The organism is Desertivirga arenae, assembly GCF_017355785.1.
Classification (GTDB): Bacteria; Bacteroidota; Bacteroidia; order Sphingobacteriales; family Sphingobacteriaceae; genus Desertivirga; species Desertivirga arenae.
This window is the reverse complement of sequence record NZ_JAFEWE010000021.1, coordinates 24,588-38,947: the sequence shown is the minus strand read 5'-3', so window position 1 is coordinate 38,947 and position 14,360 is coordinate 24,588. Positions and strand designations below refer to the sequence as shown.

Here is a 14,360-nt window from a genome sequence, read left to right as displayed (position 1 = left end):
TATTTAATAAAACGACCAGCGATACTACTTGTTACAAGTGAAAGTAAAATAAATTGTTTGCTGAGCCTTAAACCTTTATACAATTTGTATTAATCCTATATTTGAACTCCAAAATCCTTAACGATGAACGAAATTACAGTAGAAGAATTAAAGCAGAAAATAGATAACGGTGAAGACTTTCAACTGATCGACGTACGCGAAACGTTTGAGTACGAGGTATCAAACCTGGGAGGCGAAAATATTCCATTAGCAGGAATTCTGATTGAATCTGATAAAATTGCTACAGACAAGCCTGTAATTGTACAGTGCCGTAGCGGAAAAAGGAGTGCTGCAGCAATTATGCAATTGGAGCAACAATTGGGATACGATAATTTGTACAACTTGGAGGGTGGAATTTTAGCCTGGAAAGATAAGTATGATCCAAATATGCCAGTTTACTAATGACTGGGAAGATCATTTTAAACGTTGTTTATAACCTTGCAATATTTGCTTTTGGCTTATGCCTTGTATGGGGAATTAAGCATACTAATTATTTAGTAGTAGCAACATTCGCCGCGGCTATTGCTTTAATCGTTTATTTCAAATTAAGATTGATCAAGCAGGTTAAAGAATATGCGAGATCGAAAAAGAAGTAATTGATTTAAATCAGAGAGGGGGCAATGCTGAAACATTGCTCCTTTTTGTCTACCTAAATCCGGAAATTGTTATTCCACAGCTAAAGTATTCAACTGCAGCTGAACGTCGTTATCTTGACACCTCTACCTTTCTTAATAAGTTCCTATAAATCTTCCATCTAATAGTATGCAACGCTAAAACCTCTTTTAGTTCTCTTTTGCCCTGCCTTTGTATGTCTGCATCTTTTATCCTCCATATATCCCTGATGAGTCCACCTTTTTATCAGTAGATGTGGATTTATCCCGAAGTTAAGCAGGGAAAAGACAGCGAACATATAAAGCCGGGGGATAATCAGGTGTTACTGCGGTTAAAACCCAAATGTGATTTGAAACATTTTTTCTTTTGACAATAGCTTTTATATTGCTCGAACATTGTTTCACTCTATAATTCAGACCTTATGGCTATCGTTGATAAGAAAGGAATTTTGCACGGCCCCGTAGACAATATCTTGTACCGTTCTTACCGGGGAATGCAGATTGCACAAATCAAGCCTTCAAAAGTTAAGCAAAGCCTCGCCAGCAGAGAAGCAAGTCTGGAGTTCGGACTGGCTGCTACCACTGCAGCAAGTTTTCGGGCTGTATTTTTTCCTGGTTACAAAGCAAATGACGGCGGAATGGCTAATCGCCTTACCGCACTAACTTTAAAAAGTATAAAAACTGCTACCCATAAGCGCAGAGGCGAAAGAGATATTCATGATGGCGATCCTGATATGTTTTCAGGTTTTCAGTTTAATAAAAATTCCACGCTGGAGGATTGTCTGAGAGTAAAACCACAGGTTAGATTAACTGAAGATGGAAGGATACTGGTTAATATTCCCGCGTTTACCGACAATGATCTCCGCGGACCTGCTAGAAGTCATTATGTAATCCGGTTGATGGCCATATCTTTCAATTTCAAAACTTCCCTTGCAAGCTACCTAAGTAATAAAGAAATCAAAATAGAGAAGGGAAAAGGATTTGAAGGTGGTGAAATAGAGGTTCTTCAGTCAATCCCTCAAGGCCGCCTGGTTTTGCTTGGCATGTTTATTTACGCTTACAACTGCGATTCTTTTGATGGCTATACACGGGTTAATAATAAAGCCTGGAGTCCGGGTGGAATAATTGGCGGATGGCAGGCTCCTGCACAGGAAGAGCCAGAAAACACCAACAGACTGGAAAAGGAAAAGGCTGTTGTGGGAGAAGTACCCATAAATCCATTAAGTTATTCTGGTCCTGAGATCCAAGCTAAGTTTAAGGATCTATGGAAAAAGCAGGGCAAAAGCATAGCCAATAAGGTAAGGGAGCAACCTCCAATACCGGGTATGGAGGAAGAACTGCCAAAAGGGGATTTTAGTCTTAGAAAATAGACGATCATTACTAAGAATCGGAGGTTGACTAGTAACAGCGTGTAAGAAACTCTTTTATGAGAATCTTAAGTTTATTAGTATATTAGGTCATGATCATCAACTATTTACTGGTACTGCTTACCGCTCTACTCTCTCTTCTTAATATTCGGCGAGAGGATATCCCTGAATTTAAGGGAGGAGCGGCCAGCTTAAACAGTTTAATCAGCAGATCGATCATCTATCCTGAATACTCTAAGTTTAATTGCTTGCAGGGTACTATCCAGATAAGCTTTCGTTTAAATAAAAAGGGAAGGATTATTGAATCGAAAGTTACTAAAGGAATGGGCATTGACCTCGATGACGAGGCCCTTAGGGTAACACGTTTAACTTCCGGAAAATGGGTAGTACCTACAAGTTTTGATACGACGCAATTTCTAACTATTCCAATTAATTTTTCTTTGCGGGAATATAATTGTGAAGCTAAGTCAGCTGATGAAATCAAGGAGGCAATTGCTGCCTATAGGGCTCATGAAGATTTGACGAAGGTAGTAACGAACTATTACCAGCGCAAGAATGAAGGTAATTACAGTTCGGATGATGAAGCAAGAATCATCGAAATAAAGGAACAACTGGGATTTGACGAGAAATTTCTAGACAGGCTTATTCGTCAGGCAAATCAGAAATTGAAACAAGGTGATAAGGAAGGTGCGTGCGAAGATTTTACCTTTGTAAAAAATTTGGGAAGCAACAAGGCTGATAAGCAAATTGCAGAAAACTGTAAAAGATGAGGCTTCCAATTCAAACATTGCTAACATTCAATGATCTTTCGCCTTAATGACGATGATATTCAATTTCCACCTGTAGAGCTGGCAGAAGAAGACGGCTTACTGGCAGTGGGTGGAGATCTAACTGAAGAACGACTTCTCCAAGCCTACCATCTTGGTATTTTCCCATGGTATTCCGAAGAAACTCCAATCTTGTGGTACTCTCCGCACGAACGATTTGTATTATTTCCAGATAGGGTCAAAGTGAGCAAGAGCATGAAACAAGTTTTGAAGTCGGGTAAGTTTACCATTACCGAAGACAGGGCTTTCTCAAAAGTTATTATGGCTTGTGCTGAGGCTGAAAGAGAAGGCCAAGACGGGACCTGGATCTTGCAGGAAATGCAGGAAGCCTACAATAAACTTCATAAGGCAGGCTTTGCACATTCTGTAGAAGTTTGGTTTAACAATGAACTTGTTGGTGGTCTCTACGGGGTAAGGGTAGGAAAGGTGTTTTGTGGAGAAAGTATGTTCTCCAGGATAAGCAACGCTTCTAAATCAGCACTGATCTGGATGTGCCAACATAAGGGCTATCAATTGATAGACTGCCAGGTGCATACAGAGCACCTGGAGAGTATGGGAGCAGAATTTATCAGCAGAGAGCAGTATATGGCTTTCTTAAATTCCTAATTAAGGATGTCTCTGATATCGTCAGCCGTTAATGACTTTACAAAACTTTCTTCCGTAGTAATGAGCGACTCTGCCACTAGGCGCTTTCTATTCTGTAACGCAAGGATCTTTTCTTCTACCGTATCCTTGGTAATGAATTTATAAATGAAGACGCTTTTTTTCTGACCGATACGATGGGCACGATCTATTGCCTGTTGTTCTACAGCCGGATTCCACCATGGATCGAGGAGAAACACATAATCTGCTTCTGTTAAATTCAATCCAACACCACCTGCTTTCAAGGAGATCAGGAAAAGCTTGATAGCTCCGTTCTCCTGAAATTCCTGAACGATATCTCCACGGTTTTGGGTAGAACCGTCAAGGTAAGAATATTTCACACCCCGCTCATCGAAGTAATTACGATAAATGTCGAGCTGCTTTACAAACTGAGAGAAGACAAGTACCTTGTGATCTTCGGCCAGAACACTCTCTAAAGTATTGACCACACTTTCGAACTTGCCTGATTCGCCCTCATAATCCTTGTCGAGCATGGCCGGATGGTTTGCTATCTGGCGAAGCTTTGTTAATCCCTGCAATACCTGGACCTGCGATTTGGCAAACGTTCCATCTTCCAGGGCCTGCAACAGGTCATTACGATATTCAGATTTGATCTTCTCGTAGTAATCCAATTGATCTTCACTCATGCTGCAATAGAACACCTGCTCAGACTTAGCTGGCAACTCGGTTGCCACCTGGTCTTTTGTTCTTCGCAGAATAAATGGCTTTATAAGGGCTTGTAGCCTCCGGGCTTTTTCTTCGTCTTTTTTCTTTTCGATGGGCGTTACAAAGGTCTCCTGAAAGAAATGCTGAGATCCTAAAAGCCCGGGATTGATAAATGACATCTGTGCCCAAAGGTCATTCACCGAATTTTCAACCGGCGTTCCGCTGAGGATCAACTTATGCTGAGACTTGAGTTGCTTTACAGCCTTATAGGCTTTGGATGAGGGGTTCTTTATATTCTGGCTTTCATCCAGAATAATATAATGGAAAAAGAGACCCGATAACATTTCTGCATCTACACGGGCAACTCCGTAAGTAGAGAACACGACATCGTAACGGGCAAACGTAGAGATATCTTTCGACCGCGAACTTCCGGTGTGTGCCATGATCTTAAGAGTTGGGGCAAACTTCTCAGCCTCCTTCATCCAATTATAAATCAGGGATGTCGGCATGACGATAAGAGAGGTTACAAAAGTACCTTTATCTGCATTTTCTTCTTTTACCTTTTGAAGTAGAGAAAGCGTTTGCACGGTTTTACCTAATCCCATATCGTCTGCAAGGCATCCTCCAAAATTAAATTTCCGTAAGAAATGGAACCAGTTATACCCGGCCTTCTGATAGGGTCTTAATGTTCCTTTAAAATCTCTTGGTGAATCCGCTTCTTCAATCTGCTCGAAGTTCGTTAACTGCTGTAATTTCCTGTCAATAGTAATGCTAGCTAATTCACTATTGGCAAAATCAGCCAGAAGACCTAAATGGTGCTTCTTAAGCTTCAAACCTTCATCACCTTTTTCAGCAAAGCTTAAAAGGTTGCCATATTGGGTAAACCAGACTTCTGGAATAACGGCTATTTCTCCAGACGGAAGAATAAACTCCCGGATCCGGTTAAGAATATGATTTCTTAAATCAATGAAAGGTATCCGATGAGTGCCGAAATAAACAATAGCATTCAGATCGAACCAATCATTGCTTTCAGTCACTTCAAGATTAATCTTATTAGTACCAAATATAAACCGCTTGCCCCCTTCTGGTTGTTCAAATTCAAATCCCATAGCCACCAGCTCATCATGATTTTCATTCAGCCAGTCAATTATAGAAAACGAAGCATCTTGTTCTGCCAAACTGCTTTGTCCTGGCTCGAGGGTAACGAAAAGCGATGAAGTAGTTTTTAAGCCTCTGGCCAACAGCTCATCTAATTTGATTTTTTCCCAATTGGTAGATCGCTTTATCCGGTGGAAGATATAATCGTCCCCGTTCTTTTCCATCCTTACCGAAACCTTACTCTCACTACCGGCAGCAAATACATAATGGTCATATTTGAAATAGAGCTGCAATTGCGATATTCCACCTTCAACATAAACCACTTTCAATATAGGCCGGGCATCAAACTTTTCGGTGTTGATGGTAAAGCCCTCCGCGTAAACATGGTGCTTCTCAATTAGCGGAGCTACAAAACGTTCGAAGTAGTTTTTCTCTGATGCTTTAGGAATGGAAATGTAACGCTTATTTAAAAAGGGCTGAAGTTTTTTCCCCTCAAGATCTCCTTCAAAATGATAGAGAACATCTTCAAGCAGCAAACGAGCAGGCTGGTTACAAACCACCTGGGCATCCCGGAACATAAATTCGATCCGCAATCCCTGATACTTAATAGTAGGAAAGTACCGGGTTTCTTCCTCACTTCTTCTGAAATGAAAGAGAACCGTGGCAGGCTCTGAAGCTATCGCTAGCTTGCGTTCTACAGGCCAACCTTCCTTACTCATTAAATATAAAGGCTTATCTCCAAGAAGGCTCAATGCTTCAATAAGCCGTTTTTCAATCTTTGGCCGAATAACTGAAAAAAGCTTATCATCAAATATTTTTAAAAAGTAAACGATTGGGCGTATAGGCTTTTTATAATACCTTTTTATAATACTCCCTTGCTCCGTCTCTTCCAAAAGTTTAATGAGCTTCTTATCTGTATCATCAAGAATAGAAGCAAATTCGTTAGCAGTAGTTGAAAACAGCCTTTGATAGGTTAATGAAAAACCGCCGTCAGGATTTAACTGAACTACATGAGGCTCAATCAAAAAACCCAGAAACTCGTGCTGGCATAAAGAATAAACTAACTTACAAGGCTTCGAACTATCTACACGTAACATTAAAAAAGCAAAAAATAAGGTAGAAGTTAATACTTAAAAAACTCTAAACTTAGATAGAATATGGAGTAATTCAAAATTGAAAAACAGCTTTTGACATTTTGGTAAACAATTGCAAATTGCGCTTTCATTTATGTAATTAGAATGGAGGAAATAAATTGGGCAGATTTTGAGAAAGTTGAACTAAGGGTAGGGACTATTCTTGAAGTATTGGACTTTCCGGAAGCCCGGAAGCCAGCTTACAAAGTAAAAGTGGATTTTGGGGAGTTTGGAATAAAGTGGAGCAGTGCTCAGATCACCAAACATTACAGTAAAGAAGAGTTGACCGGAAGACAAATAATCGGCGTGATAAACTTTCCAAAGAAACAGATAGGAAAGTTCATGTCTGAGTTTTTAGTTACCGGGTTTGCCGACGAAAATGGGAATATTGTACTTGCGGCCCTAGAACGGCCGGTACCGAATGGTGCTAAACTTATATAAAAAGGGCAGCTACAATTGCAGCTGCCCCAAACTATACATCATCCCTCACTTATGCTACTATAAACGGAGTAACGATAGCGAGCACCTGATTTTTGGTTAGCGGCTCATCAAACGATTCTGTTGCTGCTGCTGCAGAAATACTCATACCTGCTATTCCGGTGATTTTTACGTCTGCCTGGGTATCAAGCTCTTCTCCATTATATATTGCTTGAACAGCAGACCCAATGCCTCCTGTATCGTTAGAGGTTATCCATGGTTTCACAGAAGCTCCACGAGCCTTACGCATTTGACGGATATGTGAAGCATGGCGCGCCTCTACGGAGTGAATGTTTAAAGCGGCAGTAAGAACTGCATTTGATCCAAGTAAATTACCCGCCTGGCCTTTATAAGCTCTCACCCCCGTATCTTCAAACGCTTGAGCTACCGCTAAAAATGTATCATAATTAGTAAAGACCGTAGGAAATGTACCACGAGCAGTAAAATCAAAAGTTGGCTTCGCTACAGGTGTTGCACCTAAAGAACTAATAGTACTTTTTAAGAAATTAACATGTGCATTCTCATGATCACGTATAGTTGTTAATGCTCCCCGGGCAGCATCTGAAGGAATAGCAAATGTTGCAGTACTTACACCCCTTGTATAAAACTCTGCTTCAAGGTATTCAAGGGTTAGAGCGAACTGAAGTACATCTACAATTTGAGATGTTGTTGAAGTTTGGCCATAGGCCTTTTTAAACATTGACCCCAATGCAAAGGGAAGACTGGCTAAAGCCACTTTTCCTCCAAATCCGGTTAATGCTTGTATAGCTTTTCTGCGGGGACTCAAACGCTCTGTCAGGTCTGCATCTATTTTCTCAATTTCATCTAATATGTTTAGAAAATTCATGGCTTTTCAAATTAGTAGTTAGGTAATCCTGTTAAACTGATCTCGGTTTTGATATAGGTTTTTGCTATGGCCAGAACCTGACCCGGGCTTCTGGATAAGTCCAGACCGTTGCTATCTACCACTGAAGAATCAGCGAAGCTGCCGTTGGAGATTAAGTCGCGGATTAAAGCGGCATGTCTTGCTTCTACCGATACAATTTTACCGGCTAACAGCAGATACGTTGCGTTCTCGATCAATCTACCAGCACCATTATAGGCAGAAACTCCTAAATCTTCGAAAGCTTTTGCTGTGGCAAGTATACTATCTCTGCTGGTGAAATTAATTGAGCTAAAATCGACTTCTAAAGAACCAATGGCTTTATCTTTCAATGCAGCTTTGAAGAATTCACGGTGAGCAATTTCATGATCTCTAATGTCGACAAAGAGGGCTGCTTCGGCAGAGCTTAGACCTGTATTAGGAGTAGCTGCCACCTTTGTATAAAATGCGGCTTCCAATTGTTCCAATGCATAGGCATAGTTTAAGATACCAACGTCGCCTTCACCTAAACGAATGCCATTATCGTTATCATTGTCCTTTTTACAGCCCGCTGCTACAAGCGCCATTCCTGCTGCTCCAGCGCCTGCAAACTTCAAAAAGGAACGCCTTTGCATCCGGGCATCCAGTAGCTCTTCCGAACCGTTCAGAAAAGCCATCTCCTCTGTTTGTTTAAAATTTTTCATATTGAGTGGATCGGTTATTTTTAATTGACTTACGGTGAAAAACTTAGGCTGGATTTCGGTGTTAAGAGAAATAGTAATTTTTTTTGAAAATTTTATTTATCCAGGAATGGAATGAGGAAAGGCTCCAATAGCAGGATAATCACTTCAAATATTTTTTGAATCTTTTTATAGAGATTCTGAAAAAAAATAACCGACATTCGCATACTGCTGACGTCAAAAGCAAACTTTTATAAGCATTGAGCAAAAAACACAAGATATCATTACCAGAAGCTGATCTGATCAAAGCTATTCGGGATAAAGAGCGGATAGGAGCAGAGGCACTATATGATATGTATTCCGCATCTTTATTTGGTGTTATTTTACGGGTAATACAGGATGAGGAGCTTGGGCAAGACTTATTGCAGGAAACTTTCGTTAAGATCTGGAACTCTATTGATTCATTCGACGAGACGAAAGGAAGGCTTTTTACCTGGATGGTTAATATTGCCCGGAATTTAGCAGTTGACAAATTAAGATCTAAGGATTTTCGTAATAACAGTAAAAACCAGGATCTCGAAAATTCCGTAAATTTAATTGATGATCAGCGCAATACAACTTTAAACCCTGAGACCCTAGGTGTTAAAGAAATGGTTGATAAGTTAAAACCCGAGTCGAAGGCAGTTCTTGATCTAGTTTATTTTAAAGGTTATACTCATTCTGAGGCTTCTGAAGAATTAGGGATACCTTTGGGTACAGTCAAGACCAGAGTTAGATTAGCAATTAATACGCTGAGGAAGTTATTTAATTAGAAGTGGAAGATTTAAAAGCATATATCGAAAGTGGTGTGTTGGAGCTTTACGCTTTAGGGGACATGTCTCCGGGCGAAAGGCAGGAGGTTGAATTGATGCTCCAAAAGCATCCTGAGTTACGATATGAGCTTGATGAGATAGAAAAAGCATTAGAAAAATACGCAGAGAAACATTCTTTCGAACCCAGGGAAAATGTGAGGGAACGAGTTTTAGGTACTCTGGATTTTAAACAAGGGACAGAGACTGTCTTTAAAGAGGAAACCCCAGTTAAAGTATTACCTGCTGCAACAGAACGAACTACTGGTAATAGTAATGTATATAAGTATGCCTTTGCAGCTTCCGTAGCTCTACTGTTGTTGAGCACCGTGGCAATTGTTAATTTGAGGAGTCAACTTAATGAATCACATCAACGAATAGCTATTCTCGAAAGCAGTAACCAGAAGTTCAGTAGCCGGGCAAATTATATAGAAAAAGAGCTATCAGACGTAAAACATACCTTGGATGTTTATCAGAATCCTAAGGAGTTTAAAATGGTAGAATTAAAAGGCCTTCCAAAAGCTCCTGAAGCAAAAATGATGGTTGCTTTTAGTCCAAGAAAGGAAATGGTAATGATTGACCTAGCCTCTTTGAGAATGCCTGCCACTGACGAGAAGCACCAGTACCAGTTATGGGCCCTGGTAGACGGAAAACCCGTTGACTTAGGTGTGTTTGACATGAAAGCAGACAGCACAGGTATGATCAAAATGAAAAATCTAAAGAACGCACAAGCTTTTGCAGTTACTTTGGAGCCAAGAGGCGGAAGTATAAATCCTACTATGGATGAAATGATAGTAATGGGAAGTATATAATAAACAAGCTCCATTTCCTTTTTATCTGGCCTTTGAGTGGCTAGAATAAATAATAACCTTCACGAGCAGGAGTCCAAAACGAAGGATCAAAATAACTTGACTGCTTTCCTGCCTAGTAATAACATTTGCCCTTCAATTAATACGTTAATAGTTTTGTTTTTATAAGAAAAATTTCTTTCATTTATATAAACCTATTACATCTTCTTAATTGTAGAAAAACGCATTTAAAACCTATAGCTATGACAAAGCTCCTATCTCTCATCTTACTCTTTTTTGTAACCTCAGGATTTTCACAAGAAATCACAGGAATTCAATTTGCACACAACCAGAACTGGGAAGAAATTAAGGCTAAAGCAAAGGCTGAGAAGAAATATATTTTTATTGATGCTTTTACTACCTGGTGTGGCCCTTGTAAGCAGATGGCTAAAGAAGTTTTTCCATTAAAAGAGGTAGGAGAATTCTACAATTTAAATTTCATTAATGTCAAGGTTCAAATGGACTCAACTAAAACTGATAGTGAGGAAACCAGAAGATGGTACAGCGCCGCAAGAAAAATCGGAAACGATTACCAAATTAATGCTTATCCAACTTATATATTTTTAAATTCTGATGGTGTATTGGTGCACAGGGCAGTAGGTTCTTCTCCTGCTTCAGAGTTTATTGCCAAGGGTAAGGACGCATTAAATTCTGACAGGCAATACTACGGATTGAAGCGCCAGTATGAGGCTGGGAAAAAAGATCCAGACTTCCTTTATAAACTCATTAATGCTGCCAGACAAGCATATGACAGCGGTTTTATTCCTGTAGTTGCGAAAGACTACTTCTCAACTCAACCTGACTTGACAAAACCTGAGGTTATTAAGTTATTACCTTTTGCAACTTCATCAAGTACCGATGCCGGCTTCACCTTTTTTTTGAATAATTCCAATGCAGCCGACTCTGTATTGGGTAAGGGAGCCAGTGAAGGAATCGTTAAATCAATTATACTTAAGGAAAATGTATATCCAAAACTAAGGACAAGTCCTCCACAGCAAAATGGAGCAATGATGGTATTTGCCGGAGAGGTAAAAAAAGACGTTGATTGGGATATAATAGAAAAAGACCTGAATTCAACCTATCCTCAATATACAACAGAGCTTCTCCTAACTGCCAAGAAGACATACTACAACTGGACAGACCAAAGTGCTAAGTTTTGCGAGGTTTTCAACGAGTACTTTTTAAAATATCCAGAAAAGGTAAGCAAGTATGAACTTAACAATGTAGCATGGAAGATCTTCCAGAAAAACAGCGATCAGAAATCGCTGAACTATGCTCTTGCCTGGTCCAAAAAAACATTGGAAGGATCAAGTGCGAGAGAAGTTATGTTTATGGACACCTATGCAAACCTGCTTTACAAAATAGGAAAAAAACAAGAGGCAATTGCCCTGGAAGCCGAGGCAGTAAGGCTTTCAGGTGAAAAAAATGAAAATGGAGAACTGCATAAGGTATTAAATAAAATGAAGAAGGGTGAAAGAACCTGGGATAATTGAAGAAGTTCAATAAAGGGACCAGCTACAATTAGGTTAGGCTTAATTTAAACAAAGACTAAGGAACATTAAAAAAGGCACGTTGGAGTGCCTTTTCATTTTTTACTCCTCCGGATCTGGTTGCCGGGGCTCTTTACTAATCTTATCAAAGATCTTATCCATTCGCTCTACATACTCATTAGTATCATCAACAAAGAACTCTAGCTGAGGTATTACCCTCACCTGATCTTTAATACGACTACCTAATTTATATCTTATCTCGTTTGAGTGAGATTTAATAGTATTTAATGAAAGAGAGGTATTTTGATTGTTGAAAAAGCTTAGAAAAACGCGGGCAAGGGCTAGATCTGGAGTAACTCTTACCTTAGTAATAGTTACAAGAGTATTAGGAAGATATCTCATTCCTTCACGTTGAAAGATCTCTGCTAAATCTTTCTGTATTACCCCTGCAAACTTCTGTTGACGTTTAGATTCCATAATGAAATAACATTTAATGGTTTGAGAATTTGGAGCCGAATGTTGCTTTCGAATTCATCATCCTGCTCCTTTTTGTTAAAGTATATATAAAAGGAGACAAATGATTGCCTCCTCTATTCTTTTGTGGATAAATACCATCTTTAAAAAAGGTGGAGTTTATTCTGTTTCCTGGCCCTCGATATCAGGATATAATAATTTGTCGTAGGGATATCTTTGCTGATGTATTGCTTTAACTTTCTCGTATAAAAGTGATCTGAATTCCTCCACGTTTTCTTTCTCAAGGGCTGAAATAAAGACTGCTGGCATATTATGCTTGCTCATCCAGGTACTTTTAAATTCCTCAAGACTTACTGGCTGTCCTTCCTCTCTACCTTCGGGTTTGTAAGCATCGATCTTGTTAAATACGGTAATAACAGGCTTGTCTATTGCTCCCAAATCCTTTAAGGTATCATTCACTGCACGAATATGATCTTCAAACGTTGGATGAGATATATCAACTACGTGAATTAGAATATCCGCCTCACGAACCTCGTCAAGGGTTGATTTGAAGCACTCGACCAAATGATGGGGTAACTTCCTTATGAATCCGACCGTATCTGAAAGAAGAAATGGCAAATTTTCGATCACCACCTTACGAACTGTAGTATCCAACGTAGCAAAAAGCTTATTTTCGGCAAACACTTCAGATTTGGATATCATGTTCATGATGGTGGATTTCCCAACGTTAGTGTATCCAACTAATGCCGTTCTTACCAACTGTCCACGGTTTTTGCGTTGAGTTGCGTTTTGTTTATCGATAATAGTTAAACGCTCTTTCAATAATGCAATCTTGTCTTGTATTATACGGCGGTCGGTCTCTATCTGACTTTCTCCAGGACCGCGCATACCGATACCTCCCTTTTGTCTTTCCAAGTGGGTCCACATTCGGGTAAGGCGGGGAAGAAGATATTGAAGCTGGGCCAGCTCTACCTGCGTTTTGGCTTGAGCAGTTTGAGCACGACGGGCAAAAATATCAAGGATAAGATTACTACGGTCTAGTATCTTAACCTCTAGTTCTTTCTCGATATTACGCAATTGAGAAGGTGAAAGCTCATCATCAAAAACTACAATATCAATTTCTTCTGACTTTACGTAAGCCTTTATTTCTTCGAGTTTACCGGTACCTACAAATGTAGCTCTGTCTGCTCTTAATAGTTTCTGTGTGAACCATTTCTCTGTAACACCTCCGGCAGTATCTACCAGAAATTCCAGTTCCTCCAGATATTCTTTCTCTTTTTCTTCTGACTCGTCTGGAGTTATTATTCCTACCAGAACTGCTCGCTCTGGCTTTATGGCTGTATCAAAAAATTTTTGTCTACCCATGTATATTTAAACAGTGATAAGGATAATAGGATTGATGTATTTTAAATTAATATTAACTGAGCTGCGCTACAAATTCTTTTATCGCTTTTCCTGGATCTTGCTCCTTCATAAAGTTCTCGCCAATCAAAAAACCGTTGAAGCCTGCTTTCCTTAAATCGTTGATTGTATTTGGATTACTAATACCACTTTCAGAGATTTTTAGAAAAGTATCAGGAATCTGATTAACCAGATTGTACGAATGATCTAATGAAACACTAAAATCTGCAAGATTTCGGTTATTAACACCTACAGCATCTAGTTCGTCGCAAAGACATGCATCTAGTTCTTCCTGATTATGCACTTCCATAAGTACGCTTAATCCCACACTCTTTGCAAGCCTTGCAAATCGGGTTACCTCTTCAGGAGTTAAGATAGCCGCAATCAGAAGGATAATATCAGCACCAATTGCTTTTGCTTCAAGTATCTGAAATTCATCTACAATAAATTCCTTACGAAGGATCGGAATTTGATTGACAGGGCGAGCTTTTAAGACATCGAAATTACTTCCTTTAAAAAAGTGAGGATCGGTAAGTATAGATAGGGCAGAGGCTCCTGCCTCGGCATAAGCTTGCGTAACATCCTCAACAAATACCTTATCATTAATGATCCCTTTTGAGGGAGATGCTCTTTTAAACTCGGATATAATGCCTGTCCTTTCAGGGTCTAAAATAAACTGGCGCATTGAGTAGCATTCTCGATGAAAAAGCTCACCTTCTTCCAACTTTACAATTGGTGTTAATGCCTTGGCTTCAGCAACTTCTTTGTGTTTCTGAATAACTATCTTATCTAGTATTGTATTTCCTTGTCCTTTGTAAATTGTTCTCATACCGAGTCCTTAGTCCCTTAGAAGGGCATACGGATTACCTTTTTGTTATTGATTAATATTTATAGGAA

At 39.5% G+C, this 14,360-nt stretch carries 15 protein-coding genes; 9 read left to right on the top strand and 6 right to left on the bottom strand.

The window, feature by feature from the left end; translation table 11 throughout:
• Positions 1 to 123: 123 nt before the first annotated feature.
• From J4N24_RS24455 to aat, 5 genes are all read left to right on the top strand, one after another.
• Positions 124 to 441, top strand: coding sequence for a rhodanese-like domain-containing protein (locus J4N24_RS24455; RefSeq protein WP_207536369.1), 318 nt, complete (start codon positions 124 to 126; stop codon positions 439 to 441).
• Positions 441 to 635, top strand: coding sequence for a DUF6358 family protein (locus J4N24_RS24450; RefSeq protein ID WP_207536368.1), 195 nt, complete (start codon positions 441 to 443; stop codon positions 633 to 635). Before J4N24_RS24455 ends, J4N24_RS24450 begins: the two co-directional genes overlap by 1 nt.
• A 437-nt stretch (positions 636 to 1,072) precedes the next feature.
• Entirely contained in the window at positions 1,073 to 2,020 is a 948-nt protein-coding gene (locus J4N24_RS24445) for a hypothetical protein (RefSeq protein WP_207536367.1), read from the top strand.
• An 89-nt stretch (positions 2,021 to 2,109) separates the two neighbouring features.
• Positions 2,110 to 2,787 carry a TonB family protein gene (locus J4N24_RS24440; RefSeq protein ID WP_207536366.1) on the top strand — a complete coding sequence of 226 codons (678 nt, stop codon included), beginning with the start codon at positions 2,110 to 2,112 and terminating at the stop codon, positions 2,785 to 2,787.
• 30 nt (positions 2,788 to 2,817) lie between these two features.
• Complete coding sequence (aat, locus tag J4N24_RS24435) at positions 2,818 to 3,450, top strand: leucyl/phenylalanyl-tRNA--protein transferase (RefSeq protein WP_207536365.1); 633 nt, start codon at positions 2,818 to 2,820, stop codon at positions 3,448 to 3,450.
• Here the strand turns inward: aat and J4N24_RS24430 are convergent.
• Positions 3,447 to 6,347 (bottom strand): DEAD/DEAH box helicase, encoded by a 2,901-nt coding sequence (locus J4N24_RS24430; RefSeq protein ID WP_207536364.1) that lies wholly within the window; start codon positions 6,345 to 6,347, stop codon positions 3,447 to 3,449. The genes aat and J4N24_RS24430 overlap by 4 nt on opposite strands.
• A gap of 141 nt (positions 6,348 to 6,488) precedes the next feature.
• Between J4N24_RS24430 and J4N24_RS24425 the strand changes: the two genes are divergently transcribed.
• Entirely contained in the window at positions 6,489 to 6,824 is a 336-nt protein-coding gene (locus J4N24_RS24425; protein WP_207536363.1) for a tRNA-binding protein, read from the top strand.
• Between the two features lie 49 nt (positions 6,825 to 6,873).
• Here J4N24_RS24425 and J4N24_RS24420 read toward each other — a convergent pair whose 3' ends face one another.
• Both J4N24_RS24420 and J4N24_RS24415 read right to left on the bottom strand, forming a co-directional pair.
• Positions 6,874 to 7,707: a ferritin-like domain-containing protein gene (locus J4N24_RS24420; RefSeq protein WP_207536362.1), complete on the bottom strand. Its 834-nt coding sequence runs from the start codon at positions 7,705 to 7,707 to the stop codon at positions 6,874 to 6,876.
• An 11-nt stretch (positions 7,708 to 7,718) separates the two neighbouring features.
• Positions 7,719 to 8,426, bottom strand: coding sequence for a ferritin-like domain-containing protein (locus J4N24_RS24415; protein ID WP_207536361.1), 708 nt, complete (start codon positions 8,424 to 8,426; stop codon positions 7,719 to 7,721).
• A gap of 236 nt (positions 8,427 to 8,662) precedes the next feature.
• Between J4N24_RS24415 and J4N24_RS24410 the strand changes: the two genes are divergently transcribed.
• The 3 genes from J4N24_RS24410 (at position 8,663) to J4N24_RS24400 (ending at position 11,591) form a co-directional block, all read left to right on the top strand.
• A complete protein-coding gene (locus J4N24_RS24410; protein ID WP_207536360.1) occupies positions 8,663 to 9,214 on the top strand; it encodes an RNA polymerase sigma factor in 552 nt (183 codons plus the stop codon).
• A 2-nt stretch (positions 9,215 to 9,216) separates the two neighbouring features.
• The gene (locus tag J4N24_RS24405) at positions 9,217 to 10,062 is read left to right on the top strand and encodes an anti-sigma factor (protein WP_207536359.1); all 846 of its coding nucleotides are present in this window, start codon (positions 9,217 to 9,219) and stop codon (positions 10,060 to 10,062) included.
• Between the two features lie 239 nt (positions 10,063 to 10,301).
• On the top strand, positions 10,302 to 11,591 hold the full coding sequence (locus J4N24_RS24400) for a thioredoxin family protein (RefSeq protein ID WP_207536358.1): 1,290 nt from the start codon (positions 10,302 to 10,304) through the stop codon (positions 11,589 to 11,591).
• A gap of 99 nt (positions 11,592 to 11,690) precedes the next feature.
• Here J4N24_RS24400 and rbfA read toward each other — a convergent pair whose 3' ends face one another.
• The 3 genes from rbfA to trpC form a co-directional block, all read right to left on the bottom strand.
• On the bottom strand, positions 11,691 to 12,065 hold the full coding sequence (gene rbfA / locus J4N24_RS24395; protein WP_207536357.1) for a 30S ribosome-binding factor RbfA: 375 nt from the start codon (positions 12,063 to 12,065) through the stop codon (positions 11,691 to 11,693).
• A gap of 156 nt (positions 12,066 to 12,221) precedes the next feature.
• The gene (gene hflX, locus J4N24_RS24390) at positions 12,222 to 13,427 is read right to left on the bottom strand and encodes a GTPase HflX (RefSeq protein ID WP_207536356.1); all 1,206 of its coding nucleotides are present in this window, start codon (positions 13,425 to 13,427) and stop codon (positions 12,222 to 12,224) included.
• A gap of 52 nt (positions 13,428 to 13,479) precedes the next feature.
• Positions 13,480 to 14,292 (bottom strand): indole-3-glycerol phosphate synthase TrpC, encoded by an 813-nt coding sequence (gene trpC / locus J4N24_RS24385; protein ID WP_207536355.1) that lies wholly within the window; start codon positions 14,290 to 14,292, stop codon positions 13,480 to 13,482.
• Positions 14,293 to 14,360: the final 68 nt, after the last annotated feature.

What these genes read in the sequence shown, in the direction of transcription:
- J4N24_RS24420 (WP_207536362.1), bottom strand. Translation starts at nt 7,707, where the DNA reads ATGAATTTTCTAAACATATTAGATGAAATTGAGAAAATAGATGCAGAC.
- trpC (WP_207536355.1), bottom strand. Translation starts at nt 14,292, where the DNA reads ATGAGAACAATTTACAAAGGACAAGGAAATACAATACTAGATAAGATA.
- J4N24_RS24400 (WP_207536358.1), top strand. Translation starts at nt 10,302, where the DNA reads ATGACAAAGCTCCTATCTCTCATCTTACTCTTTTTTGTAACCTCAGGA.
- aat (WP_207536365.1), top strand. Translation starts at nt 2,818, where the DNA reads ATGATCTTTCGCCTTAATGACGATGATATTCAATTTCCACCTGTAGAG.
- rbfA (WP_207536357.1), bottom strand. Translation starts at nt 12,065, where the DNA reads ATGGAATCTAAACGTCAACAGAAGTTTGCAGGGGTAATACAGAAAGAT.
- hflX (WP_207536356.1), bottom strand. Translation starts at nt 13,427, where the DNA reads ATGGGTAGACAAAAATTTTTTGATACAGCCATAAAGCCAGAGCGAGCA.
- J4N24_RS24425 (WP_207536363.1), top strand. Translation starts at nt 6,489, where the DNA reads ATGGAGGAAATAAATTGGGCAGATTTTGAGAAAGTTGAACTAAGGGTA.
- J4N24_RS24445 (WP_207536367.1), top strand. Translation starts at nt 1,073, where the DNA reads ATGGCTATCGTTGATAAGAAAGGAATTTTGCACGGCCCCGTAGACAAT.
- J4N24_RS24415 (WP_207536361.1), bottom strand. Translation starts at nt 8,426, where the DNA reads ATGAAAAATTTTAAACAAACAGAGGAGATGGCTTTTCTGAACGGTTCG.
- J4N24_RS24455 (WP_207536369.1), top strand. Translation starts at nt 124, where the DNA reads ATGAACGAAATTACAGTAGAAGAATTAAAGCAGAAAATAGATAACGGT.
- J4N24_RS24440 (WP_207536366.1), top strand. Translation starts at nt 2,110, where the DNA reads ATGATCATCAACTATTTACTGGTACTGCTTACCGCTCTACTCTCTCTT.
- J4N24_RS24450 (WP_207536368.1), top strand. Translation starts at nt 441, where the DNA reads ATGACTGGGAAGATCATTTTAAACGTTGTTTATAACCTTGCAATATTT.
- J4N24_RS24430 (WP_207536364.1), bottom strand. Translation starts at nt 6,347, where the DNA reads ATGTTACGTGTAGATAGTTCGAAGCCTTGTAAGTTAGTTTATTCTTTA.